We start from the raw sequence: 21825 nt of genomic DNA, 5'->3' as shown, positions 1-21825 counted from the left end.
TTGAATAAATGTACGTGTTGTTTGGTGAAGATAGAGGTGCGAACTTCAAGAGTAAGCCTTCAGAGGTCGATGGGATCTAGGAAGAGGGCTGAAAGGGGAGCGTCGCCGAAGTGAATAAAATCCACTCATTTTATTTGCTGGCTTTACATTGAAGAAATGTAGAGCTGTCAAGAATCTTTTTCTTGGAGAGCTATCTCATTGTTTTTACGCATCTTTTGATGATTATTTAAAGCAATGGGAGATTTGTACTCTCATTGCTTTTTTGTATGCAGTGAGAAAGCAGTCTCAAGTCGTTTCTTGTCTCTTCTCTCGCACGTGATCTTTTGAAAAAGGGTGATATACATGGGATTAATTGTACAAAAATTTGGCGGTACATCCGTTGGCACGATCGAAAAAATACGCAGAGCCGCTGATAGAGTAATTGCTGAACGCAAGGCTGGACATGATGTGGTCGTTGTGGTCTCCGCAATGGGGAAATCAACCGATGTACTTGTAGACCTTGCCAAAGAACTAACAGATGCCCCGAGCAAAAGAGAAATGGATATGCTTTTGACGACTGGGGAGCAAGTGACGATCTCCTTACTAGCGATGGCGCTACAGGCAAAAGGCTATGATGCGATCTCCTTTACGGGCTGGCAGGCAGGAATGAAAACCGAGAAGGTGCATGGAAATGCAAGAATCGTGGAGATTGATGAAACAAGAGTAAAAAAGGAGCTAAGTGCGGGAAAAGTAGTCGTCGTTGCAGGATTTCAAGGGATTGCAGACGATGTACATATTACAACACTTGGTCGAGGCGGATCGGATACGACGGCTGTGGCACTTGCTGCCGCATTAAAAGCGGATAAATGTGATATTTACACAGACGTACCAGGCGTTTTTACGACAGATCCGCGTTATGTACCGTCAGCACGTAAGCTTGCAGGAATTTCATATGATGAAATGCTCGAACTTGCCAATTTAGGAGCAGGTGTATTGCATCCGAGAGCGGTTGAATTTGCGAAAAATTATCAAGTCCCATTAGAGGTCCGTTCTAGTATCGAAAATGAAGCGGGTACATTCATTGAGGAGGAATCATCCATGGAACAAAATTTAGTCGTAAGAGGAATTGCATTTGAAGATCAGATTACACGTGTCACTGTGTGCGGGCTTTCAAGCGGTTTGACGACACTGTCTACAATTTTTACTACACTCGCTAAGCAAAATATCAATGTCGATATCATCATTCAATCTGTCACAAGCACAAATCAAACGTCAATCTCTTTCTCTGTGAAAACGGATGATCTTTCTAAAACAGTTGAAGTATTAGAAGAATACAAAGGTGCATTAGGTTATGAACAGATTGAGACAGAAAGCAAATTAGCCAAGGTCTCCATTGTTGGTTCTGGCATGGTCTCAAATCCAGGGGTGGCTGCCGAAATGTTTGCTGTCTTAGCTGAAAAAGATATTCAAGTGAAAATGGTCAGTACGTCAGAGATCAAAGTATCAACTGTTGTCAGCCGTGATGATATGGTCAAAGCAGTTGAAGCACTGCATGATGCGTTTGAATTGTCAAAAGTGAGTGTAGCCGCTCATTCATAAAACAGAAAAAGAGATGGATCTCATGTATTGGGGTAGGCCTCATTTTGACGGTGCATTTGAGACCGTTACCCAGTGAATACGAAGCAACATACCAAGAAAGTAAAAATGAACAAGAAGCATCTACTCCAGCGTAGCGGGGTAGATGTTTTTTCTGCGGATAACCGTTTTTGCATGTATGCTATGATAGATGAAGAAACATAAAAAAGGCGTGACTCGCTTTAAGTCTTCGCCTTTCATCAACATGTTAGCAAGGGTCTTTTAAATCCCATTTAACGGTTAAAATGACTTTTTCAGCACGTTTTTTGACTTGTTCATAAGATTCAGCAATGTGCTCATTCAGTAGCTGAATTTGTTCAGCGATGAAACCAGCCTCCATTTGAAAGCAAGGCTCTTTTTGATAGGTGAGTCGATTTGATACAAGTGGACCTTCGAGCTCAAACTCAATTTCCTGTTTTTTAGAATGGATGATGGTGAGTGTACCCCATCCAGCATCATGGAAAAATTCGGGGATTTTCTCCCATGATTCTTGAGGGAATTTACGAGCAAGCATCTTACCCGCAAAATACATCATAGATGGATGATCCTGACCAAGAATGTCAGGCAGCAGAACTTCGCGTATCAGCTCGTAGGCAAACCCATTGACTTCAATTTCTTTTAGTTGTTCTAAGTTAGATTCGTATTTATTCATTGTACGGCTCCCCTCTTTCAACAATTTATTATAACTTATGTGGGCAGATGATGACAGAATTTTTCCTAGAAGTCTCATAAATTCTTATTGTAGAAAAACGAATTTTGATTTAAATCTTTTAAATTTCGGAAAATTTTAATTTGTGTACGCGGTTTCTTGACGCTTTTTTGACATAGGAGTAAAATGAAATTGTCAATAAATTTGAATAAAGTGCTTACATTTGAAAGAAGCGGGGGTAAGGCGATTTTCAAGCAACTGCACTTTTTTTACTAGGGGGTAAAGTAATGTCGGGGAACAAAGAATTTTTTTATCGGAGATTGCATTCTTTGCTTGGCGTCATTCCAGTTGGTCTATTTTTAGTACAGCACTTGGTCATCAACCACTTTGCGACAAGAGGACCAGAGGCGTTTAACAAAGCTGCACATTTTATGGAACAACTTCCATTTAGATATGCACTTGAGCTGTTTGTTATTTTCTTGCCGCTCATCTATCATGCTGTTTATGGCGTGTACATAGCCTTTACGGCAAAATACAACACGTCTCGCTTCAGTTACTTAAGAAACTGGTTGTTTACGCTTCAAAGGATTACTGGTATCATCACATTAATTTTTGTCTCTTGGCATGTATGGGAAACAAGAATTCAAGCTCAGCTTGGAGCAGAAGTAAACTATGATATGATGGCGAATATTTTAAGCTCTCCATTTATGCTTGGTTTCTATATTGTTGGCGTTTTGTCTACTATTTTCCATTTTGCGAATGGTTTGTGGTCATTTGCTGTTAGCTGGGGAATTACTGTGTCACCACGCTCACAAAGAATTTCCACATATGTGACATTAGGTATATTTATAGCGCTTTCATATGTAGGACTAAGAGCAATTTTCGCTTTTGTTTAAGAGAAAATAGATTAGTAGAAGAGGGAGAGGGGCTACAATGAGTAATTCTAGCATCATCGTTGTCGGAGGCGGCTTGGCTGGTCTCATGGCAACCATTAAAGCAGCAGAAGCGGGAACGGCTGTTAAACTATTTTCAATCGTACCTGTAAAACGTTCACATTCTGTTTGTGCACAGGGCGGAATTAATGGAGCGGTAAATACAAAAGGTGAAGGAGATTCACCTTATGAGCATTTTGATGACACGGTATATGGCGGAGACTTCTTAGCGAACCAGCCGCCAGTCAAGGCAATGTGTGAAGCAGCGCCGTCCATTATCCACTTACTTGATCGTATGGGAGTTATGTTTAATAGAACATCAGAAGGATTATTGGACTTCCGCCGCTTTGGTGGAACGCAACACCATAGAACCGCCTATGCCGGTGCAACGACTGGACAACAGCTACTTTACGCACTTGATGAACAAGTGCGCCGCTATGAAGTAGCAGGGCTTGTGACGAAATACGAAGGCTGGGAATTCCTTGGCGTTGTCCTAGATGACGAACAAGTTTGTCGTGGAATTGTTGCACAAAACCTGACAACGATGGAGATTGAATCTTTCCGTTCAGATGCTGTCATCATGGCAACAGGTGGACCTGGTATCATTTTTGGAAAATCAACGAACTCTATGATTAATACAGGTTCAGCAGCTTCTATCGTGTATCAGCAAGGTGCTTACTATGCAAATGGAGAATTTATTCAAATTCACCCAACGGCGATTCCTGGGGATGATAAGCTTCGTCTCATGAGTGAATCGGCTCGTGGTGAAGGTGGACGCGTGTGGACATATAAAGACGGGAAGCCATGGTACTTCCTTGAAGAAAAATATCCAGCATACGGAAACCTTGTTCCGCGTGACATCGCAACACGTGAAATTTTTGACGTATGCGTGGAGCAAAAGCTTGGCATCAATGGAGAAAATATGGTGTATCTTGACCTTTCTCACAAAGATCCAAAAGAGCTTGATATTAAGCTTGGCGGTATCATTGAAATTTATGAAAAATTCATGGGTGATGATCCGCGTAAGCTTCCGATGAAAATTTTCCCTGCTGTTCATTATTCAATGGGCGGATTATGGGTTGATTATGATCAAATGACAAATATCAAAGGGTTGTTCGCTGCAGGAGAATGCGATTACTCCATGCATGGCGGAAACAGACTTGGTGCTAACTCATTACTTTCAGCAATTTACGGCGGAATGGTCGCAGGTCCGAATGCGGTGAAATACATTAGCGGCCTTGAAAAGTCTGCTGAAGACTTATCTTCTGCCATGTATGACAGTGCCGTGAAGAAAGAGCAAGAGAAATGGGATAATATCCTAAGTATGGATGGAACAGAAAACGCATACGTGATTCATAAAGAGCTTGGAGAGTGGATGACAGACAACGTCACAGTAGTTCGTTACAATGATAAGTTGCTGAAAACAGATCAGAAGATTGAAGAGCTGATGGAGCGCTATAAGCACATCAATATAAACGATACAGCATCATGGAGCAACCAAGGAGCTGCCTTTACCCGTCAGCTTGACAATATGCTTCAGTTGGCAAGAGTGATTACGATTGGGGCATACAATCGTAATGAGAGCCGAGGCGCACATTATAAACCGGAATTCCCTGAGAGAAATGATCAAGAATTCCTAAAAACAACGATGGCAACGTTCAAAGGTAAAAATGAGAAGCCTGCATTCCACTATGAGGACGTCGATGTATCGTTAATTGCACCTCGTAAACGAGATTACTCGAAGAAAAAGGTGGAGAAGTAAGATGAGTGAAAAAAACACGATCCAATTCATTATCACACGTCAAGATACAGCAGACGGCCAGCCTTATGAAGAGGAGTTCGAAATCCCTTACCGCCCAAATATGAACGTCATTTCCGCACTCATGGAAATTAGACGTAACCCAGTGAATAAAAAAGGGGAAAAAACAACGGCAATCAATTGGGATATGAACTGTCTTGAAGAGGTTTGTGGTGCTTGTTCGATGGTGATTAACGGAAAACCGCGGCAATCATGTACAGCACTGATTGATAAGTTAGAGCAACCAATCCGTCTTGAGCCAATGAAGACGTTCCCAGTTGTCAGAGACTTGCAGGTAGATAGAAGCCGCATGTTTAATTCATTGAAAAAAGTGAAAGCATGGGTGCCGATTGATGGCACATACGATCTTGGACCAGGACCAAGAATGCCCGAGAAAAAACGTCAATGGGCGTATGAGTTATCTAAGTGTATGACATGTGGTGTCTGCCTAGAAGCTTGTCCGAACGTGAATGATAAGTCTTCCTTTATGGGTCCTGCACCGCTTTCACAAGTTCGTCTATTTAACGCACATCCAACAGGTGCGATGAATAAGTCAGACCGTCTTGAAGAGATTATGGGTGATGGGGGTCTTGCAAACTGTGGTAACTCTCAAAACTGTGTAAAGGCTTGTCCGAAAGGAATTCCGCTGACAACATCAATTGCAGCACTTAATCGAGATACAACATTCCAAGCTTTCCGTAATTTCTTCGGAAGCGATCACGCAGAATAACATCACATTCAGTCCTCTTTGCGAATTATGATGAGAGTTTACAAGAGGCTGAATTCAAACGCAACGAATGCCTCTTCCATACGGGAGAGGTGTTTTAGTGTGTAGACAAACCCCGCATTCGTTGTCAGGTCCATGTGCTGGTGCTTATAAATGGCATATTCGCTCCAGTACTCGGGTTTTCCTAGACTTCAAGGGTTTTCAATTCACGCTGAAAAGAAAACAAAGGAGCTGATCAAATGAGAGTGCCATCATATATTCAAGAACCGTTTGAAGACTGGAGAGCATCATTTCGCTTTTATATAGAAGCCACTGTCCGTTTTTCAGAAACAGATATGTTTGGTCATATGAACAATGTTACGCCTTTTGTTTATTTTGAAGAAGCACGTATTGCTTTTTTTCAAAAAACAGGTCTTGTCGATAAGCGAATGAAACGAGCGAAAGAGACGATCACAGTCGTTGCGAACTTGCAGTGTGATTACATCAAGCAGGTGGAGATTGGCGAAAGGCTTCGTGTCTACGTGAAGCCGGAAAAAGTAGGCTCAAGCTCAATAATCCTTCACTATCTAGGAGAAAATGAGCAGCAGGAGCCATGTTTTACAGGCTGTGTCACAATGGTACAAATCAGTAAAGAAACGAGTGCACCAGTCCCTTTTACAGAAAAAGAGAAAGAGGCGTTTCAAGCTCAGCGAAATTAACGGGTAACACTTGATCATAAGGGCATGTCAAACCAACATGATTACGGCAAGATTTCTTCGTTTTGTTATAATGAAAAGCAATACTAAGAAAGAAACAAAAGGAGAACCCTATGGAAATTTTTCAATATGACATCATTGATAGTACAAATAATGAAGCGAAAAGGCTCATTCAAAAAGGGCATGTACCTCTATTTGCCGTATATGCAAAAAAGCAGACAGATGGAAGGGGCAGGCTTGGAAGACCGTGGGAGACGCCCTCTGGTAACGTTGCATTGACAATGACGGTGAAACTTCCAAATGATCTTTCGACACAGGCAACAATTGCGCCGCTGACGGCACTTGCCCTCTATGATGTACTTAAACCAGTGATGAGAGATGAGAATCAACTGGCGATCAAATGGCCAAATGATATACTTATCAATGAGGCGAAGGTATCCGGTACATTGATTGAAGCAGACCGCAATGCCATCTATATAGGTGTTGGCATCAATGTGCGAACGAAGCCAGAGCATGTTCCGTACAAAACCATCTGTTTATTGGAGATTACAGATGTTAACCCAGATCACCTAGTGAGAGAACTAACGACGGTTTTTGAAAAATACTATGTGCGCTGGCAAAACGAAGGGTTTGAAGTCCTTACTTCGTTATACAATAAACGATTATTTCGTATCAATAAACCGCTTCGTATCTCATTAGACCGTGATAAACAAAATGGGGTAGAAGGCATTTGCTACGGGATCAATCGCTTTGGTCATTTGCTATTAAAAGATGATCTAGGAAACGTGAAAGCCCATTCTGCAGGGGATATTGATGCACCTATCCAAAAGTAAAAAAGCAAACGATACTCTCGTCTGCTTTAGGTTTCACTTTTAATATGAGACTGAACCATATAGTCTTGTTTCGTAAAGACAACCCCGTCAAGAATTTCTCTTGCGGTTCGGATGACCTTGACTCTGTTTTGGGATATATCAATTTCAGTCTGCATAATACCAGCAGGGTGTCCAATACGAAGCGTATCATGTTGACCATGATAAAGCTGTGCAGGAAGTGTATCTTCCATAAAGCAGCTGGCTGACACGCAGACAGAGCCGGTAATGGCAAGTGATTGATGGGGTCTTTGCATTGATAACATGCGCACCATTATATCCATATCTGCTGCTCGCCTCATGATCCCATTTGTATCGACATAATTAGCTGGCGCACTAATCATCGCAAGCTTCGGAACAGCTGGAGACTGTAGTGTAGCCATTTCTTTTGGAGCGAACTGACACATTTCAGCAGCTATGGAACGTATCTCTTCCATATCATTGAGTAATTGCTCTGTAAACTCCTCAGGCAATTCCGTTCCTTTTAAGTGGATATCATTTGCACGGATAAAGGCAATTGGATTCGCTATGTCAACAATAGAGATTGGAACTTCTCCGAACTTAGTCTGAATGATATCAATGCTGTTCCCCGTCGGAAAGATTTTACCTGTGACAGCTCCTTCAGGCTTTTCAAAGGATAAATAAATGGGAGAACCTGTCCCTTTTACTCCTGGTATTTCTGCATTCCCTTCAAATTTAACTTCACCATTTTCAACTTCTACCTCTGCCACAATGATTTTATTTGTATTGGTATTGAGGATACGTACAGTCGTGATGGGCTCAACTGCTTGAACAAACCCTTTAATAATGGCATATGGTCCAACGGCTGATGAGATATTCCCACAGTTCCCTTTAAAGTCGACATATCTCTCATGAATGCTGACTTGCGCGAACGTATAATTCACATCAACATCTCGACGAGTGGCTTTATCGATAATCGCCACCTTGCTTGTTAAAGAATTACCGCCGCCGATTCCATCAACCTGCAGCCGGTCAGGACTGCCCATAATGTCTAAAAGAAATGCCTCGAGCTCTTTGTGTTCATAGGGTGCATCTTTTGCTTGAATGAATACCCCTTTGCTTGTACCGCCTCGCATGATTGTGATTGGAACTTTTCTCATTGCTCTCACCCTCAATTTTTTAATTAACTGTTTATTAACCAAAATGGTAAAGTATAATAAGAAATAAGTTAAATACATTATTTTGAGAGAAATCGATAAATTTTTTTTATAATAAAAATGGAGGTTACACAATGGATGAGAAAGACTGGCGATTTCTAAAGGTACTTTATGAAGAAAAGAACATCACAAAGGCCGCAGAAAAATTATTTGTATCGCAGCCTGCCTTAAGCTATCGATTGAAGCAGCTTGAAGAGGAGTTTGATATGAAGCTTTTCTTCAAAAGAAAACGAGGGATTGAATTTACGTCAGAGGGCGAGTATTTGGCTGACTATGCAAATGACATGCTCAAACAGCTCCAGCAAACGAAAGATGGCATGCTCAATATGCAAAAAAAGGTCAAAGGAACGATCCGTTTAGGGGTCTCAAGTAATTTTGCCCAGTATAAACTGCCAGAAATTTTAAAGAAATTTTCCAAAGAGTATCCACATGTTCAATTTATGGTGAACACAGGCTGGAGCACAAAAGTAATGGATTTGTTAGGAACATCAAGTGTGCACTTAGGGATTTTAAGAGGAGATTACGACTGGAATGGTGAAAGGTTTTTGCTCGATAAAGAGCGGCTTTGTATCATTTCAAAATCTGAAATACAGCTAAAGGACCTCCCGAAGCTGCCGCTGATTGATTATCATACGGACAGTTCATTAAAACGATTGATTAACAGATGGTGGCAGGAAACGTTCACAATGCCTCCGCTTGTGACGATGGAGACAGATCGGCAAGATACGTCAAAAGAAATGGTGAAGCATGGCTTAGGCTATGCCATTGTCCCAGAAATTTGCCTAAGATCAAGTGACGAGCTATTTGTGAAAGGTCTTTCGTATAAAGATGGACAGCCTGTTCTCAGAGATACATGGCTCATGTATCAGCCAGACTCACTTCATTTGTCAGTTGTCAAAGCATTTATTGAGTTTTTAAGAAGTCAGCAAAATTAGTTATAAAAATATTTTATTGAATATTGAAAAAATCAATATTTTCATTATAAAAAAAGCTATTATATCCTTGAAATAGAAAGCGCTAACATTTTGATCAAAAGTGCGAAGGGTCGCTGATGATCGTGCAAAGAAGATGGAGGGATATAAAGTGCTAGCTATTTTAGGGATCTTGATGGTCTTGACATTTACATTTCTCATTATGAGAAAACGAATGCATCCGGTGGTGGCTTTAACCGTTGTACCTATCATATTTGCATTGATCGGCGGATTTAACAGCGGATTAGGGGACATGATGCTTGATGGACTCAAAACGGTTGCACCATCTGCTGCTTTATTGTTATTTGCCATTTTGTTCTTCGGTGTGATGATGGATGCTGGTTTATTTGATCCGCTGATTAAACTCATTCTACGTATTGTGAAAGGTGATCCTGTCAAAATTGCGTTTGGGGTAGCGATTTTGTCTATGCTTGTTGCATTAGATGGTGATGGGACCACAACGTACATGATTACAGTATCAGCTATGTTGCCACTTTTCTTAAGAATTGGGATGAACCCGCTGATTTTAGGAACTATTTCATTATTATCATTAGGGGTGATGAGCGGCATGACGCCTTGGGGCGGTCCAGCTACTCGTGCAATCGCTGCGCTTAGATTAGATGCCGCTGAATTTTTCATTCCATTACTCCCAACGATGTTAGGGGGCGCTCTTTTTATACTTTTTACTGCTTATGTACTTGGGAAAAAAGAACGGAAGCGAATTGGTATTGCTGAGATTCAGCAAAAAGAAGAGCTATCCATCTCACCTGAATTAGCTGCGTCGATTGAGGATGGTGTAGAGGATATGAAAAGACCAAATCTGATTTGGATCAACTTCTTCCTGACCGTTGCTGTCATGACCACGCTTGTCTTAGACATCGTACCGATTCCTGTTCTCTTTTTAATTGGATTCGTCATCGCTCTAATGATCAATTATCCAAAGGTTGAGGATCAACGTGAGCGTATTTTATCGCATGCAGGAAATGCATTAACAGTTATCACACTGGTGTTTTCAGCAGGTATTTTCACAGGGATTTTTTCAGGAACAAAAATGGTTGAGTCCATTGCACATTTGGTGATTTACTTCATACCGGATTCTTACAGCTCGTTTTTTCCGCTGATTGTCGCTTTGACGAGCATGCCATTTACATTTGTCCTTTCGAATGATGCTTATTATTTCGGGGTTTTGCCTATTTTAGCCGAAGCCGGTTCAGCTAATGGCATTGATCCTGTCGAAATTGCGCGCGCCTCTATCATAGGGCAGCCTGTTCATTTACTTAGTCCTCTTGTGGCTTCAACATTACTTCTTATCAGTATGCTGAACAAAGATATTGGTGATTTGCAAAAGTACGCGCTATTATGGACAGTTTTAACAGCCCTTTTTACAACGCTCATCGCTCTTCTAACAGGAGCTATTTCCATATGTTAAATGCCCTTTTGAAAAGGACGGTGTTTCTACATGAGACTCGTCCTTTTTTCAGTTGCTCAAAGCATAAGAAATTGGACGCTGATATGCGGAATTTCTCGATTTTAACGTCACCGTCCTCATGCACACGGCATATGATATCTTGACTATACAGAATCCCATTCTATAGAGACTAGAGCTCTCACCTTAGCAAGGAGGGTTACAATACTTGAAAGAGAAAGAGTTTCAATCCAAGCCGCTATTAACCAAAAGAGAAAGAGAAGTATTTGAATTGCTCGTCCAAGATAAAACAACAAAAGAAATTGCAAGCGAGCTTTTTATTAGTGAAAAGACTGTTCGAAATCATATTTCGAATGCTAAGCATATCTTTTGCAAATTAAAAATCTTCCCCAATAAAAATAATGTCAAAAGACATATGTAAACATGTTCCATAAAAGGATTATAATTGATTTTGATGAGATGTTTATTTAAATTATTAGAGTAAAAATTCATACTTCTGCGACAATTTCCGACAACATTTTTTTGTACTTCATGATAAATTTAACAATGGTAAGGTGATCATATATGACAAGTACAATTGCGAAAGACTTACGAACTTATATAAAAAACTCAATCGAAATGTCTAAAGAAAGTCAGAAACAGGTTGCAGCTAAGCTGGGTGTAAGTAGTAGTTATTTAAGCAAATTTTTAAATGGTAAGGATGTTTCTTTTTGGATTGTTCATAAGATAATTAACTACATTGATAAAGACAAAGAATTCGAACTTATTTTAAATTACTTAAAAGAAGGCATTAGTTCTAAAAATATTCCTGCTGTACTGGAATACTGCTATTTGAAACAATTGTACTTCTACACAGGCAAACTCGCTCATGAATATCAAGGTAAAAGAAATCCAAAAACCCAGGAATTATGTGCCTTATATTCATTAATGTTAGAGTCTAGATTCACATTTGAACAAACGAGTTTTTTAGATAGCTTAAACAATTTTAAAACAACATTTTTAGAATCAGAAATTATCGCTAAGGTTTTGCAAGTATATTATTACTATTTGAACGGTCTTTATGACTTAACAATTTATACAATTGATCAAATAAGTAACTTGTTAATCCAAATCAATGATCCATTTTTAAAAATGGCATATAGTGCGAGATTAGATGAAATTCAGGTCAATATTTACTTGAAACAAAAAGCAGAATTATTTCAAGCACGGAAAATTGCAAATCGGATTTTGGATAGGAATTTCAGCACAGCTCACAACATTACTGCTTATCATATTTTAGGTCTTTCTTATTTTCCAGAATCCTATGAACAGTCAATTTCTTATTATCTTAAATGTGTTGAACTTTATTCAAAATTTCCCGATAGACAGGCCGAAATGATTGAAAATAAAGAAGAAATAGCTTTTCTTCAAAAGTACTGGAATAAAAGAATTCATGATGAATTCGCAGTGAGTGAATTCACTATGTTATTAAAACATGATGGAGATTTAAGTAAATATTATAAAGATAAGAGATATAATAAATATGCGCTGTTTTTTGATGGAATAAAAGAATCGTCATCAGAAAAATTGCTATTATCACATCATTATTTTTCAAAATGCAAAGATTATTTTAGGGCAAGTTTCCCAAAAAATGAATTGAATAGAATTGGATTTAGGTATACACTCTAAGGGTTAGGGGGTGCTATACATGACTAAACGTTTCAATGTAATTGTTTTAACACTTACACTAGGAGCAACAATAGTTGTTTCGGAAATTCACTCACTTATCACTAACCAAGATACAGTATATGAAACAAAAGATGTAAGACCGGGAATGTAAATTTAAGATATGAAAAAGACGCTACCTATAAACAGGTATCGTCTTTCGTGTTTTCTGGGGAAGTTTCCTGTTTTCAAAAAAAAACGAAATCAGGAAATTCCTTTGAAAATTTCTAATAGGTTTAAAATATAAACAAAACAAACGTTCTTTAGGAGGAAGAAGAATGGCTATAAAATATGAAGAATTAATGGAAATCATAGAAGCAACAAAAAAAGAAGATCAAAATCAATCCTCTTCAGGTGAATCGTCTTTTAAAAATTTAGCCTTAGAAGCTCTGTAATTTTTAAGAGCATCTAGCATGAAATTACGCTCATCATCTGTTATTTGTTTGCCATCTGCATCTATAATGTTTGCTTTTTTGATATTCTCAAGAGTTAGTTCTTTCGCAAAAACTACTTTCTCAGCTTCTTTACCCATTTTTTCAAGGTCCCTCGGATCAGTCACAAAGTAAGTAGGATCAACATTGAAAAAATCTGCGAGTTTTGTCAAAGCTTCCAAAGAAGGACTTTTAATTTTGCCCGTTTCAAGTTTTGATAAATAGCCGTTACTTAAACCAACTTCTTGAGCAAGCTTTCTGATAGACAGTTTGGGTTTTTGCTCTTCTCTTAGTCTTTTTAAGTTTATTCCAATTAACTCGTTTTTTTTGATATCCATAAAATAAAGTCACCTCGATTTAACGCCACTGATTAGTAACAACATTTTTAATTATACCATGTTTAAGATTCCTATAAGAAACATTTATGAAATTTATGGTTGCACTAAAAGAGGAAGGATGGTATATTTTACTTGTGCTTCCTAAAGGAAGCGTTTGGAGGTGAAAACAATGAACCATAAATCTTCTACTTTTGCGGAAAAGATTAAACAGATTAGGCTTGACAGAAATGAAACTCAGCGTCAATTTGGCTTGGTTACAGGGTTTTCTAGCTCTTATATTTGTAAACTAGAAAAAGGGAAGGCTAACCCGTCTCACTCTTCTTTAGTTCAACTAAGTGAAAAATTAAAATTGCCCCCAGCATATTTTTTTTAAAGTGAGTGCTTCCTATAGTGATCATAATTGAGAGGGCAGTCCTACTGTCCACATTGCATATTATGTTTCGAGGTGGTCTTTATGGCTAAGAATAAGAAAAAAAGAAAAAGCAATCTGTTTGTCGGAGAAGTTTTCTTTGGAACAGAAGACAGAGAGAAACTTTTTATCGAGGCTGTAGCGCCTTACTACACGCCAGTAAAAAAAGAAAAGAACAAAAAAATTAAAGAGGCTTGAAACTTTTGCTTCACCTTTTTTTAAAGGACAAGCTTTAATAAGAAAAACTATTCATGAAAAATATTAGGAGGCTATTAAAGATGGGGGAAGTCAAATGGGTGAAACTAAGCACCCAGATGTTCGATGATGAAAAAATTAAACTCATTGAACAAATGCCTGAATCTGACACTCTGTTGATTATATGGGTTAAATTACTTGCTCAAGCAGGAAAAACTAACGCATCTGGTTTTATTTATCTAAGTGAAAACGTGCCTTACACAGACGAAATGTTAGCGCATATCTTTGGAAGACCATTAGGAATTGTTCGTATGGCTTTAGACACATTCAGAAAATTCGGCATGATAGAAATCAATGAACAAAATTATATCAGTATATGTAATTGGGAGAAGCATCAGAATTTAGATGCCCTCGAAAAGATCAGGGAGCAGAACCGGTTGAGAAAGCAAAAACAACGCAAAAAACAGCGCCTTCCACAGCCTAAAAATGACATGTCACGTGACGTCACGATCAACGTCACACCAAGTCACGCAACAGATATAGATAAAGAATTAGATAAAGATAAAGAACTAAAAGATATATTGTCGAGAAACTCGACTGCGGATGGTCCTGAATCAGATATTCCATTCAAACTGATTGTTGATCTTTTGAACAAAGTAACAGGAAAGTCATTTAGACATTCATCTGCTGCGACACAAAGATTAATTAAAGCACGCTGGAATGACGGATTCAGATTTGAAGACTTTAAAACAGTGATCCTTACAAAAACTCACCAGTGGCTTAATGACGACAAAATGAATAGATACCTGCAGCCAACGACATTGTTTGGTACTAAGTTTGAAGGATACCTGAATGAAGGTGTGGGGGTGATAAAAAATGCAGAGCATCAAATCAGTGGCGGCGGAAGCCTTAAACGAAAGAATGACATTCCATTCTGATTACTGCAAAAAACACACGTTCACTCGTGGAAATGAAGATATCGTAAAGCCTGTTCGTATGATGATCCTCAACGGCAAAGTGGTTTGTCCACGATGCGAACTGGACAAACATGAAAAGAAGTTCCAAAAAGATTTAGAGAGTCAGATTGATTTTAGACAGCGCACCAAAAAATTTAACACGCTCGAAAAACACAGTATGTTCAGAGATCGAACCGTCTCGCAAGCAACTTTTGATAATTACAACGTTGTTGAGCCGGAAGAGACCAAGAACAAACAACGCATGCTGGAATTGGTTGGATACTTACAACAAGGTGAAGTGTTCAATATCTTTTTGCAGGGTCATCCAGGAGTAGGGAAGAGTCATTTAGGTTACGCAGCACTTAAAGTACTCAATGTGCCGCCTAATCCCAACAACCCTAAGGACATGGGCAAATCATGCTTGTTTGTCAACATGGAAGAAGCTGCTACGGCTATTAAAGACTCATTCAACAACAAAGAGAGTAAATACACGGAATCATATGTAACGCACCTCATGGGTGATGCTGATTACCTTGTGATCGATGATCTCGGTGCAGAAACAGGATCAGAACATTCGGATAGTAGAGCCAGCGATTTTATACATCGTCTGATCTACAAAGTGACATCCGCACGACAGGACAAGGCTACGATCTATACAACGAATCTCACTAGCAAAAAGTTATATCAAATGTATGATAGCAAGCTAGTGTCTCGGATCATGCAAAAACAGCAATACATTGTTTTCAAAGAGACATCAGACAAACGTGAGATGAAATTACCGTTCTAGAGAGTGAGAATCGTGAAATTGATCACTGCACTATTCACAATCTGTCAGCAGTAACGCAAGAAAGGAATTTTCTGCAATGGACGCAAGATGACGGGAGCTAGCCCATTGACTATTCACAGCAAGCCAACAACATCCGAACTTGCTAGTTTAATAGCCCAATTGGATGCAAATTTTAGACTATGAAAAACACAAGGAGGAACGATCATGAAAAAAGGCGGTAGAAAGCCCACGAGAGCTGAAAGGAAGATTTTATTAGTAAATGGGTTAAACCCACTTTATTGGCTCGTAGAAAAGAATCTGGTAGCATCCATGCACATTGTGCATAAAGAGGTTGGTCGCAGAAAGGAAATAGCAAAGTGAGTGTTACTAGAATCATATTAGAAGATTTCAATTTTGAATGGACGATTGTAGCCCTTAAACGATTTTTGGATTACTGGTATGAAGGCAGATCAGTTGATGAAATGGCGGAATTATTTAACCGACCATCAGAAGAAGTGTTGCTGTTGATGATTGATTTTTCAAAAAGAGGAAAGATCAAGGAGCGACCGAACGGTGTCGGGGCAAACGATCCTATGTATATCAAAAAGAGTGTCATGAGTTCAAAAAAGAGAGAATTGCGAAAACTCTTCGAAGATCAACCAGTTTACTACGCTTGCCCAAACAGCGATTTTATATGGGATGAAAAAGACATCATTTTATTTAGACAAATGTGGCAGGATCATGAGCCGATCAGACACATTGCCAATCGTTTGGCCCGCAAAATCGATGACATCCTGTTGCTGATAATAGACCAAGCAGAGTTAGGCAAGATCGAACCACGTAAAGGTGGTGCCCTTGGAAAGGAGTACAAGCAACATGAAAAGAAAAAGCATCTTGTTGCCATTTGAAAAAGCGACAGCGCGGCAGCTGGAAGTGATTGCGAGATATGAAGATTGTCCTAAACGGCTTAAGACAGTGGCTGTCTGTCACCTAAAAAAGAGGGGAGGTATCAAGTGATGACAGTTGCAGAGAGAGAATTTTTGATCGAGTGGCTGAGTCTTACAAATGGGGCTTATGGGCGGGAGTATTGCGAGAAACTGACTGACGATGAGCTAGAAAGAATCTATAATCTCAACGTTCCGCAGCGTGACGATTAAAAGGAGGTGAGTACATTGGAAACAGTAGAGAACCCATACAAAGCGGGTCCAGTGAAAGCGTGGGTTATGTCAGAGGATGAACTAGCAGCATATAGGAAGCAACATCCACCCAAACCATATAAAAAGAGACTCAAACGTAAAGACTGGCGTTGGAAGCGCACAGATCAATCCGTCGAGTCTCAGTGATCACCATGATTTCCATGTGATTAATAAAACCTACAGAACTTTATTATATCACATGGAGTGATCAAAGTGAATGAACCACAAAGAATCACATTAGGAAAAAAAGAGCTTTTCACAGCTGATGTTGAACCGGGGAAAATTCAAGTGATTGTCCTAGACGGGATTCATAACACGGCTCATATCACAGAAGCACCAGAGCATGGGCACACGATTGTCGAAACAATTAAAGGCAAATTAGATCGAATACGTTTTGACTACGGATTTAAATTCAATAAATAAGCAGGGGTTTATCCCCTGATTGAACTTGTTAGTAATACGTACAGGTTCAATATGACTTGGAGGAATTGCGATGTTATCAAAAGATCAAAACGTTGACGACCTTTTGGATGAGGTGAAACGTTTAAAAAAAGAATGTGAGCAAGCAGAAAATTGGATACGAAAGAAAAGAAAGATAGTGAAAAACGCAAAAAAAGAACTAGAAATGGTTGAAAAACAGATAGATGAGGCATTTAAACGGATTAACGCAGCACATAAAAGTGATGAGGAGGGTGATGACCTATGAGTCTACCAAAACATGTTGAACTGTCGCAGGCTGTCAAAGCCTGCAAACATCAAGCAATGACAATCGAGGATGCGGCTACATATCTCCGAGTGCCGGATTACGTGGTGCCGATGCTGGTACGCAAAAATGATGATCTCGTGATCGAGGGGAACGTGGTCTTAGCAAAACGTGAGTCAAACGCACTTGTATTGATTCCGACACTTGTATTCGTCGGCATCATCTTGATTGCTGGATTTTTCGGAAATTAAACAGCCTAGCGGCTTAGGAGGAAACGGAATGAACAATCCGGTTATCTTCTCTAATCACTGTGCTTTTTGCAAAAAGAGGGAAGCAGAAAGGCTGTGTGATTATATCACCGATTATCACAGAACTCCTATTTTCTTTCGGGATTATAAGATGTTCAAAGAAAGTAATGAATCAGGGCATGATTCAAGTTGTGACCTTCCTCTCTGTAAAATGTGTAGCAATCATATAAATGGTGCTGATCTATGCCCTTATCATTACGATTTATATAAACAAGCAAAAGAAATTCCTCAACATCTGAAAAAATATCAGCATAGGGAGCGTAAAAGATTAATAGAAGGAGCCAACTGAAATGAACCTACAAAAAATGTTTGAAATGCAGGCGGAGTTAGATAACCGCATCATTAAAGAAAAAGGGCTGGAAGGTGAAGACCTTCTGCCTAACACATATGTTGCTCTAATTACTGAACTAGGCGAATTTGCGAATGAAGGACGCTGGTTCAAGCATTGGAGTAATAAGAAAGAACCCAAAAGAAAAGTATTCACCACTGCAGGCGCAACACCAGAAAATGCTACTCACTTTAGATGCGAAAGTGATGATTGCGGTGAATTTCCGACAAGAGAAGACTTTGAAAATTTGTTTGAACCTGATTATGACGAGTGTCCTATTTGCAAAGCTGGAAGCGTGACTGCATACCGTGAAGCTGATCCGCTGCTTGAAGAATATGCGGACTGCATTCACTTCTTCTTATCAATTGCGATTAAAAAGGACTGGCAAGAAGATATGAACATACCAGAAGAAGCGATTGAGGAGTTCAAAGAAGAAGGGTTTGACGGTGGTCTTTCAGGAGCTTTCTTGCAAATGCAATGGAGCTTATTGAACTCTCGAATGTTCAAGGATGAAGAAAAGAAAAAAGAACACTTCCGTGTAGCTTGGGGGCTGTTCTTGGCAATTGGAATCGTTGGCTTCGGCTTCACACCTGAACAAATCGAAGCCGCATACATGGACAAGAACGCCATAAATCACGGGCGACAGCAGGACGGATACTGATGAATATTGTCATCAGGTATGTCTTTAAACACCGAGCAACCGGAAACATTGAAATCAAAAGATATTCGATCAGCCAACTAGAAGAGCGCCCAGCGAAGAGGCTTACACCCTGCTTTGATGAAACAGAATATGAATTGAGAGCACGGAACTTGTTTACTGGATTGAAAGATTCAGAAGGAAATGAAATTTATGAGGGGGATATCATCTTAATCACTTATGACGAAGCCTTTTCAGAACACCCTTATTATATTGGAGAAGTTAAATTTAGAGCCGATGACAATTATCCTGCATTTGATTTTTTACCGTGGATTGATTGCGAAATGAACGCATTAAGCTGGCTGAAAAGCGAAAGCGATCCTTCTGTGAAAAGCTATGAAGTCATTGGAAACATCTATCAAAATCCTGATCTATATCTATTGAATGAAGCACGATGAACGAAAACAACCCGATTATCTCAACTTTTATTGAAAAACTAAACAGCCGGTATGCAAAGGAACAGGCTTTTCAAGCACGTTATGACCACCATATCTCAAAAAAATATGAAGCGATGGCGGGTTTTTATGATGGCTGGAGCAGTAGTACAGATGCTAGAAATCATCACGCATTGAGTGCAAGACTTGTTTAACAAGACGCTTTGACAGCAGGCATTAAATTGAAAACGAAGGGTGAATGAAGATGAAAACTAAAAAAATTAAACTTGAAATTGAGGAAACACTAAAATACCACCGTAGCATGCTTATTGAAGTTCCAGAAGATTTTCCGAAAAATGTCTTAGATGATGTTCTTGATGAGGTTGAAAAGACAGCATCGAGTGGACTAGATGTGTCATATGCTCTTGAAAAGCAGAAAGGGTTAAAAGTGTTGGAGCATGCAGATGATGACTTAAGAAGTCCGCACAGTGCAGAAATAGAGATATATGATATGAGCGAAATGAGGGATGGTAAATGAAAAAACTACTAATCACACTAACTATTATTATTGCAGCGGTGCTTTATGCGCCGTCAGCTCAAGCAGTTTGGTCAAACTGGCAAACCGAGGGATACGGTCATCAAGCACGTATATACACTGACGACACCAATTACTATGCAGGAGCAAAAACAGTTGATTGGAGAGCAGAAAAGAAAGGTACTGGAACACTCTACTACACTGCTGGCGTTTATAAAAAACGGAGCGGTGGCGGTTTAACAGATACTAATCTAGTGCAAAGGGGCAGTTTTAAAGCGGTCACACCTTTGAAATCCTTTAGTGTAAGTGAGATCCGCAAACGTACAGGTAAAGGAATATATGTGATTCAGCTCGATTGCTACACCGATTCAGCAAAAACGAAGTATATCGGGACTTTCGAGTCCGTTAAATTCAATATTCGATAGGCGGTAGCGGAATGGATGACGAAAAAACAGTGCCACTGACGATTGAGCACGCAGAAATTGCGATTAAAACATACGAATAGGAGATGGGGCGTAATGACGAAATATAAGACGGAGAAACGCAGGGCACGTGTAGGCGAACGTATTTTGATTACGAACGCTATTTTAGATGACGATTTATATCATGATGGCGAAGTTTACGATGTAAAAAGCATCGTTCCTGAGGGTGTGTTTACGTACAATAATACACTCATTCATGACGAAGAATACGAAGTCATCGTTGGACAGCATCCGCAGCTACCGAACCTATGCGAAATGAGCTATGACGAATTAATTGCGTTGGGTGAAGACGTAATAAAGGCGATTAGGTTGCGATCATATAAGAATGGATACGATCAAGGACGTTTTGATGCCGAAATTGAGGCGGCGCATGGTACGTATGAGAAGTCCGATCAGCAGAAACGGGATGAGATCATAGTGAAAGCGAAGGAAGACATAGAAGATTTGGTCAGAAGACACTTCGTATCTAAGCCTGATTTTATCGTAAATGCCGCAAAAAGAACCGTGGTAGCTTTAGGAAGGTCGTGTATAGACGGAAGCATTCTTCGTAGAGGAATCGCCAAGTGCGCCCCTGACGACTGTTTCAACGCACACATCGGCAAGGCTATTGCGCTAAGACGTGCGTTAGGTCTAGAAGTACCAGCGGAGTATCTAAACGTGCCACAGCCGACAGAAGTGCGTGTGGGTGACGTTGTTGAAGCTACGAGTAGCGGTGGTTTAACATTTAGTTTTACAGTAGAACGTATTGAGAACGGTAGAGCGTACTGGGGTAGAGGGGATTACATCTACTTAGACGCAAGTGACAGATATGGCGGTCTCGCTACGAATCCGAAAACAATTGACGATTCGAGAGCGGGTGAGGTTGGGTAATGAATCAATATAGAGTATATGACAAAAGAACAGATGAAACCTTGTTTGAGTCTTCTAAAGAGGATTGTCTCTTTTTCATCAAATGGAATTATGAAGATGATGACGATGATTGGGAACATATTTTCATAGATACAATTTAATAAGTAAATCGGAGGGAACGGAATGACCATCAGAACATGGCACGACTTAATAAGAAAGTACTTCCCGAATACTGATGATGAGAGATGTGAATTTATCTTGTGGGAGAAGACTGCTTTTCCTCTTGTACCTGTGGAAACTATTGAAAGGCAGTTGCAAGAATATGCCGAGGAGGAAATGAAGTGAAGAGAAATCTAGTTTTATATGAGTATAAGTGTGTAGACTGCGAAGAGTTGATTCTTTTGGAGCATGAAAAGTCACCAATGTATTGCCCCTACTGTGGAGATGCAGATTTAGAATTTACTCCAGGAAGAATCGAACCCGCATTGATATATAAGCCTAAGGAGAATGCAGTATGAATCCAAGACAAGCATTTAGAACATTTATCAAATATCAATTAGAAAACGGTGAGGGGCTATCACAATTAAAGATGTCCAGTGAAGATGATTAAGTAATTAGAGAGAGTGGTATACAATGACAATATCTTTCAATGGAGATAGATTGAAGGAAGCGCGTCGTTTTAGGCAAATGTCTAT

Annotated in this window: 33 protein-coding genes and 1 riboswitch; of the genes, 30 read left to right on the top strand and 3 right to left on the bottom strand. The window is 39.6% G+C overall.

What is annotated here, in order from left to right; translation table 11 throughout:
* Nucleotides 1-23: 23 nt before the first annotated feature.
* Nucleotides 24-201, top strand: a riboswitch (Lysine riboswitch).
* A gap of 141 nt (nt 202-342) precedes the next feature.
* Nucleotides 343-1578 carry an aspartate kinase gene (locus ACIQCE_RS10930; RefSeq protein WP_353855009.1) on the top strand — a complete coding sequence of 412 codons (1236 nt, stop codon included), beginning with the start codon at nt 343-345 and terminating at the stop codon, nt 1576-1578.
* A 244-nt stretch (nt 1579-1822) separates the two neighbouring features.
* On the opposite strand, the gene ACIQCE_RS10925 is transcribed toward ACIQCE_RS10930, so the two are convergent.
* On the bottom strand, nt 1823-2266 hold the full coding sequence (locus ACIQCE_RS10925) for a YslB family protein (RefSeq protein ID WP_353855010.1): 444 nt from the start codon (nt 2264-2266) through the stop codon (nt 1823-1825).
* A gap of 284 nt (nt 2267-2550) precedes the next feature.
* On the opposite strand from ACIQCE_RS10925, the gene ACIQCE_RS10920 reads away from it, so the two are divergent.
* The 5 genes from ACIQCE_RS10920 to ACIQCE_RS10900 all read left to right on the top strand — a co-directional run bounded on the left by ACIQCE_RS10920 (nt 2551) and on the right by ACIQCE_RS10900 (nt 7248).
* On the top strand, nt 2551-3159 hold the full coding sequence (locus tag ACIQCE_RS10920; protein WP_400495033.1) for a succinate dehydrogenase cytochrome b558 subunit: 609 nt from the start codon (nt 2551-2553) through the stop codon (nt 3157-3159).
* Between the two features lie 37 nt (nt 3160-3196).
* Nucleotides 3197-4957 carry a succinate dehydrogenase flavoprotein subunit gene (gene sdhA / locus ACIQCE_RS10915; RefSeq protein WP_400495032.1) on the top strand — a complete coding sequence of 587 codons (1761 nt, stop codon included), beginning with the start codon at nt 3197-3199 and terminating at the stop codon, nt 4955-4957.
* A gap of 1 nt (nt 4958) precedes the next feature.
* Nucleotides 4959-5723 (top strand): succinate dehydrogenase iron-sulfur subunit, encoded by a 765-nt coding sequence (gene sdhB / locus ACIQCE_RS10910; protein ID WP_400495031.1) that lies wholly within the window; start codon nt 4959-4961, stop codon nt 5721-5723.
* A gap of 236 nt (nt 5724-5959) precedes the next feature.
* On the top strand, nt 5960-6418 hold the full coding sequence (locus ACIQCE_RS10905; RefSeq protein WP_353855014.1) for an acyl-CoA thioesterase: 459 nt from the start codon (nt 5960-5962) through the stop codon (nt 6416-6418).
* A 110-nt stretch (nt 6419-6528) separates the two neighbouring features.
* Nucleotides 6529-7248 (top strand): biotin--[acetyl-CoA-carboxylase] ligase, encoded by a 720-nt coding sequence (locus ACIQCE_RS10900; RefSeq protein ID WP_400495030.1) that lies wholly within the window; start codon nt 6529-6531, stop codon nt 7246-7248.
* A 26-nt stretch (nt 7249-7274) separates the two neighbouring features.
* Here the strand turns inward: ACIQCE_RS10900 and ACIQCE_RS10895 are convergent, their stop codons facing one another.
* On the bottom strand, nt 7275-8405 hold the full coding sequence (locus ACIQCE_RS10895; protein WP_400495029.1) for a 2-methylaconitate cis-trans isomerase PrpF family protein: 1131 nt from the start codon (nt 8403-8405) through the stop codon (nt 7275-7277).
* A gap of 131 nt (nt 8406-8536) precedes the next feature.
* On the opposite strand from ACIQCE_RS10895, the gene ACIQCE_RS10890 reads away from it, so the two are divergent.
* The 5 genes from ACIQCE_RS10890 to ACIQCE_RS10870 all read left to right on the top strand — a co-directional run bounded on the left by ACIQCE_RS10890 (nt 8537) and on the right by ACIQCE_RS10870 (nt 12678).
* Nucleotides 8537-9397, top strand: a complete 861-nt coding sequence (locus ACIQCE_RS10890) for a LysR family transcriptional regulator (RefSeq protein ID WP_400495028.1) — start codon at nt 8537-8539, stop codon at nt 9395-9397.
* 148 nt (nt 9398-9545) lie between these two features.
* Complete coding sequence (locus ACIQCE_RS10885; RefSeq protein WP_400495027.1) at nt 9546-10862, top strand: CitMHS family transporter; 1317 nt, start codon at nt 9546-9548, stop codon at nt 10860-10862.
* Nucleotides 10863-11067: 205 nt separating this feature from the next.
* Nucleotides 11068-11280, top strand: coding sequence for a helix-turn-helix domain-containing protein (locus ACIQCE_RS10880; protein WP_400495026.1), 213 nt, complete (start codon nt 11068-11070; stop codon nt 11278-11280).
* 143 nt (nt 11281-11423) lie between these two features.
* Nucleotides 11424-12527, top strand: coding sequence for an AimR family lysis-lysogeny pheromone receptor (locus ACIQCE_RS10875; protein ID WP_400495025.1), 1104 nt, complete (start codon nt 11424-11426; stop codon nt 12525-12527).
* Nucleotides 12528-12546: 19 nt separating this feature from the next.
* Entirely contained in the window at nt 12547-12678 is a 132-nt protein-coding gene (locus tag ACIQCE_RS10870; RefSeq protein ID WP_400495023.1) for a hypothetical protein, read from the top strand.
* Between the two features lie 225 nt (nt 12679-12903).
* Here the strand turns inward: ACIQCE_RS10870 and ACIQCE_RS10865 are convergent, their stop codons facing one another.
* Entirely contained in the window at nt 12904-13332 is a 429-nt protein-coding gene (locus ACIQCE_RS10865) for a helix-turn-helix domain-containing protein (protein ID WP_400495022.1), read from the bottom strand.
* A gap of 169 nt (nt 13333-13501) precedes the next feature.
* Here ACIQCE_RS10865 and ACIQCE_RS10860 point away from each other — a divergent pair, with 169 nt between their 5' ends.
* The 19 genes from ACIQCE_RS10860 to ACIQCE_RS10770 all read left to right on the top strand — a co-directional run bounded on the left by ACIQCE_RS10860 (nt 13502) and on the right by ACIQCE_RS10770 (nt 21291).
* Entirely contained in the window at nt 13502-13705 is a 204-nt protein-coding gene (locus ACIQCE_RS10860) for a helix-turn-helix domain-containing protein (RefSeq protein ID WP_400495021.1), read from the top strand.
* 81 nt (nt 13706-13786) lie between these two features.
* On the top strand, nt 13787-13939 hold the full coding sequence (locus tag ACIQCE_RS10855) for a hypothetical protein (RefSeq protein WP_400495020.1): 153 nt from the start codon (nt 13787-13789) through the stop codon (nt 13937-13939).
* Nucleotides 13940-14019: 80 nt separating this feature from the next.
* Complete coding sequence (locus tag ACIQCE_RS10850) at nt 14020-14874, top strand: phage replisome organizer N-terminal domain-containing protein (RefSeq protein ID WP_400495019.1); 855 nt, start codon at nt 14020-14022, stop codon at nt 14872-14874.
* Complete coding sequence (locus ACIQCE_RS10845; RefSeq protein WP_400495018.1) at nt 14813-15679, top strand: ATP-binding protein; 867 nt, start codon at nt 14813-14815, stop codon at nt 15677-15679. The genes ACIQCE_RS10850 and ACIQCE_RS10845 overlap by 62 nt, the downstream gene beginning before the upstream one ends.
* A 204-nt stretch (nt 15680-15883) precedes the next feature.
* Nucleotides 15884-16039, top strand: coding sequence for a DUF6906 family protein (locus ACIQCE_RS10840; protein WP_400495017.1), 156 nt, complete (start codon nt 15884-15886; stop codon nt 16037-16039).
* Nucleotides 16036-16566: a hypothetical protein gene (locus ACIQCE_RS10835; protein WP_400495016.1), complete on the top strand. Its 531-nt coding sequence runs from the start codon at nt 16036-16038 to the stop codon at nt 16564-16566. Before ACIQCE_RS10840 ends, ACIQCE_RS10835 begins: the two co-directional genes overlap by 4 nt.
* 108 nt (nt 16567-16674) lie before the next feature.
* A complete protein-coding gene (locus ACIQCE_RS10830; RefSeq protein WP_400495015.1) occupies nt 16675-16815 on the top strand; it encodes a BH0509 family protein in 141 nt (46 codons plus the stop codon).
* Nucleotides 16816-16821: 6 nt separating this feature from the next.
* On the top strand, nt 16822-17001 hold the full coding sequence (locus ACIQCE_RS10825) for a hypothetical protein (RefSeq protein ID WP_400495014.1): 180 nt from the start codon (nt 16822-16824) through the stop codon (nt 16999-17001).
* A gap of 66 nt (nt 17002-17067) precedes the next feature.
* Complete coding sequence (locus ACIQCE_RS10820) at nt 17068-17277, top strand: XtrA/YqaO family protein (protein WP_400495013.1); 210 nt, start codon at nt 17068-17070, stop codon at nt 17275-17277.
* A 70-nt stretch (nt 17278-17347) separates the two neighbouring features.
* A complete protein-coding gene (locus ACIQCE_RS10815) occupies nt 17348-17560 on the top strand; it encodes a hypothetical protein (protein ID WP_400495012.1) in 213 nt (70 codons plus the stop codon).
* A complete protein-coding gene (locus tag ACIQCE_RS10810; protein ID WP_400495011.1) occupies nt 17557-17808 on the top strand; it encodes a hypothetical protein in 252 nt (83 codons plus the stop codon). The genes ACIQCE_RS10815 and ACIQCE_RS10810 overlap by 4 nt, the downstream gene beginning before the upstream one ends.
* Nucleotides 17809-17836: 28 nt before the next feature.
* Nucleotides 17837-18154: a hypothetical protein gene (locus tag ACIQCE_RS10805; protein WP_400495009.1), complete on the top strand. Its 318-nt coding sequence runs from the start codon at nt 17837-17839 to the stop codon at nt 18152-18154.
* 1 nt (nt 18155) lies between these two features.
* The gene (locus tag ACIQCE_RS10800) at nt 18156-18854 is read left to right on the top strand and encodes a dUTP diphosphatase (RefSeq protein WP_400495008.1); all 699 of its coding nucleotides are present in this window, start codon (nt 18156-18158) and stop codon (nt 18852-18854) included.
* The gene (locus tag ACIQCE_RS10795) at nt 18854-19288 is read left to right on the top strand and encodes a YopX family protein (RefSeq protein WP_400495007.1); all 435 of its coding nucleotides are present in this window, start codon (nt 18854-18856) and stop codon (nt 19286-19288) included. The genes ACIQCE_RS10800 and ACIQCE_RS10795 overlap by 1 nt, the downstream gene beginning before the upstream one ends.
* Entirely contained in the window at nt 19285-19479 is a 195-nt protein-coding gene (locus ACIQCE_RS10790; protein ID WP_400495006.1) for a hypothetical protein, read from the top strand. Before ACIQCE_RS10795 ends, ACIQCE_RS10790 begins: the two co-directional genes overlap by 4 nt.
* Before the next feature lie 50 nt (nt 19480-19529).
* Nucleotides 19530-19802: a hypothetical protein gene (locus ACIQCE_RS10785; RefSeq protein ID WP_400495005.1), complete on the top strand. Its 273-nt coding sequence runs from the start codon at nt 19530-19532 to the stop codon at nt 19800-19802.
* Nucleotides 19799-20224, top strand: coding sequence for a hypothetical protein (locus ACIQCE_RS10780; protein WP_400495004.1), 426 nt, complete (start codon nt 19799-19801; stop codon nt 20222-20224). The genes ACIQCE_RS10785 and ACIQCE_RS10780 overlap by 4 nt, the downstream gene beginning before the upstream one ends.
* 93 nt (nt 20225-20317) lie before the next feature.
* Nucleotides 20318-21151, top strand: a complete 834-nt coding sequence (locus tag ACIQCE_RS10775; RefSeq protein WP_400495002.1) for a hypothetical protein — start codon at nt 20318-20320, stop codon at nt 21149-21151.
* Nucleotides 21151-21291 carry a hypothetical protein gene (locus ACIQCE_RS10770; RefSeq protein WP_400495001.1) on the top strand — a complete coding sequence of 47 codons (141 nt, stop codon included), beginning with the start codon at nt 21151-21153 and terminating at the stop codon, nt 21289-21291. The genes ACIQCE_RS10775 and ACIQCE_RS10770 overlap by 1 nt, the downstream gene beginning before the upstream one ends.
* Nucleotides 21292-21825: the final 534 nt, after the last annotated feature.

The sequence above is a fragment of the Bacillus sp. NPDC093026 genome (assembly GCF_044754665.1).
Classification (GTDB): domain Bacteria; phylum Bacillota; class Bacilli; order Bacillales; family Bacillaceae; genus Bacillus; species Bacillus maqinnsis.
The sequence above is the reverse complement of the archived record's forward strand: the minus strand, read 5'-3'. Positions and strand labels throughout refer to the sequence as shown.

Coding starts and splice junctions, on each gene's coding strand:
- ACIQCE_RS10815 (WP_400495012.1), top strand. CDS start 17,348: ATGTTATCAAAAGATCAAAACGTTGACGACCTTTTGGATGAGGTGAAA.
- sdhB (WP_400495031.1), top strand. CDS start 4,959: ATGAGTGAAAAAAACACGATCCAATTCATTATCACACGTCAAGATACA.
- ACIQCE_RS10775 (WP_400495002.1), top strand. CDS start 20,318: ATGACGAAATATAAGACGGAGAAACGCAGGGCACGTGTAGGCGAACGT.
- ACIQCE_RS10865 (WP_400495022.1), bottom strand. CDS start 13,332: ATGGATATCAAAAAAAACGAGTTAATTGGAATAAACTTAAAAAGACTA.
- ACIQCE_RS10780 (WP_400495004.1), top strand. CDS start 19,799: ATGAAAAAACTACTAATCACACTAACTATTATTATTGCAGCGGTGCTT.
- ACIQCE_RS10805 (WP_400495009.1), top strand. CDS start 17,837: ATGAACAATCCGGTTATCTTCTCTAATCACTGTGCTTTTTGCAAAAAG.
- ACIQCE_RS10890 (WP_400495028.1), top strand. CDS start 8,537: ATGGATGAGAAAGACTGGCGATTTCTAAAGGTACTTTATGAAGAAAAG.
- ACIQCE_RS10895 (WP_400495029.1), bottom strand. CDS start 8,405: ATGAGAAAAGTTCCAATCACAATCATGCGAGGCGGTACAAGCAAAGGG.
- ACIQCE_RS10870 (WP_400495023.1), top strand. CDS start 12,547: ATGACTAAACGTTTCAATGTAATTGTTTTAACACTTACACTAGGAGCA.
- ACIQCE_RS10900 (WP_400495030.1), top strand. CDS start 6,529: ATGGAAATTTTTCAATATGACATCATTGATAGTACAAATAATGAAGCG.
- ACIQCE_RS10790 (WP_400495006.1), top strand. CDS start 19,285: ATGAACGAAAACAACCCGATTATCTCAACTTTTATTGAAAAACTAAAC.
- ACIQCE_RS10905 (WP_353855014.1), top strand. CDS start 5,960: ATGAGAGTGCCATCATATATTCAAGAACCGTTTGAAGACTGGAGAGCA.
- ACIQCE_RS10785 (WP_400495005.1), top strand. CDS start 19,530: ATGAAAACTAAAAAAATTAAACTTGAAATTGAGGAAACACTAAAATAC.
- ACIQCE_RS10925 (WP_353855010.1), bottom strand. CDS start 2,266: ATGAATAAATACGAATCTAACTTAGAACAACTAAAAGAAATTGAAGTC.
- ACIQCE_RS10800 (WP_400495008.1), top strand. CDS start 18,156: ATGAACCTACAAAAAATGTTTGAAATGCAGGCGGAGTTAGATAACCGC.
- ACIQCE_RS10860 (WP_400495021.1), top strand. CDS start 13,502: ATGAACCATAAATCTTCTACTTTTGCGGAAAAGATTAAACAGATTAGG.
- ACIQCE_RS10875 (WP_400495025.1), top strand. CDS start 11,424: ATGACAAGTACAATTGCGAAAGACTTACGAACTTATATAAAAAACTCA.
- ACIQCE_RS10855 (WP_400495020.1), top strand. CDS start 13,787: ATGGCTAAGAATAAGAAAAAAAGAAAAAGCAATCTGTTTGTCGGAGAA.
- ACIQCE_RS10840 (WP_400495017.1), top strand. CDS start 15,884: ATGAAAAAAGGCGGTAGAAAGCCCACGAGAGCTGAAAGGAAGATTTTA.
- ACIQCE_RS10845 (WP_400495018.1), top strand. CDS start 14,813: ATGCAGAGCATCAAATCAGTGGCGGCGGAAGCCTTAAACGAAAGAATG.
- ACIQCE_RS10770 (WP_400495001.1), top strand. CDS start 21,151: ATGAATCAATATAGAGTATATGACAAAAGAACAGATGAAACCTTGTTT.
- sdhA (WP_400495032.1), top strand. CDS start 3,197: ATGAGTAATTCTAGCATCATCGTTGTCGGAGGCGGCTTGGCTGGTCTC.
- ACIQCE_RS10930 (WP_353855009.1), top strand. CDS start 343: ATGGGATTAATTGTACAAAAATTTGGCGGTACATCCGTTGGCACGATC.
- ACIQCE_RS10795 (WP_400495007.1), top strand. CDS start 18,854: ATGAATATTGTCATCAGGTATGTCTTTAAACACCGAGCAACCGGAAAC.
- ACIQCE_RS10850 (WP_400495019.1), top strand. CDS start 14,020: ATGGGGGAAGTCAAATGGGTGAAACTAAGCACCCAGATGTTCGATGAT.
- ACIQCE_RS10920 (WP_400495033.1), top strand. CDS start 2,551: ATGTCGGGGAACAAAGAATTTTTTTATCGGAGATTGCATTCTTTGCTT.
- ACIQCE_RS10810 (WP_400495011.1), top strand. CDS start 17,557: ATGAGTCTACCAAAACATGTTGAACTGTCGCAGGCTGTCAAAGCCTGC.
- ACIQCE_RS10830 (WP_400495015.1), top strand. CDS start 16,675: ATGACAGTTGCAGAGAGAGAATTTTTGATCGAGTGGCTGAGTCTTACA.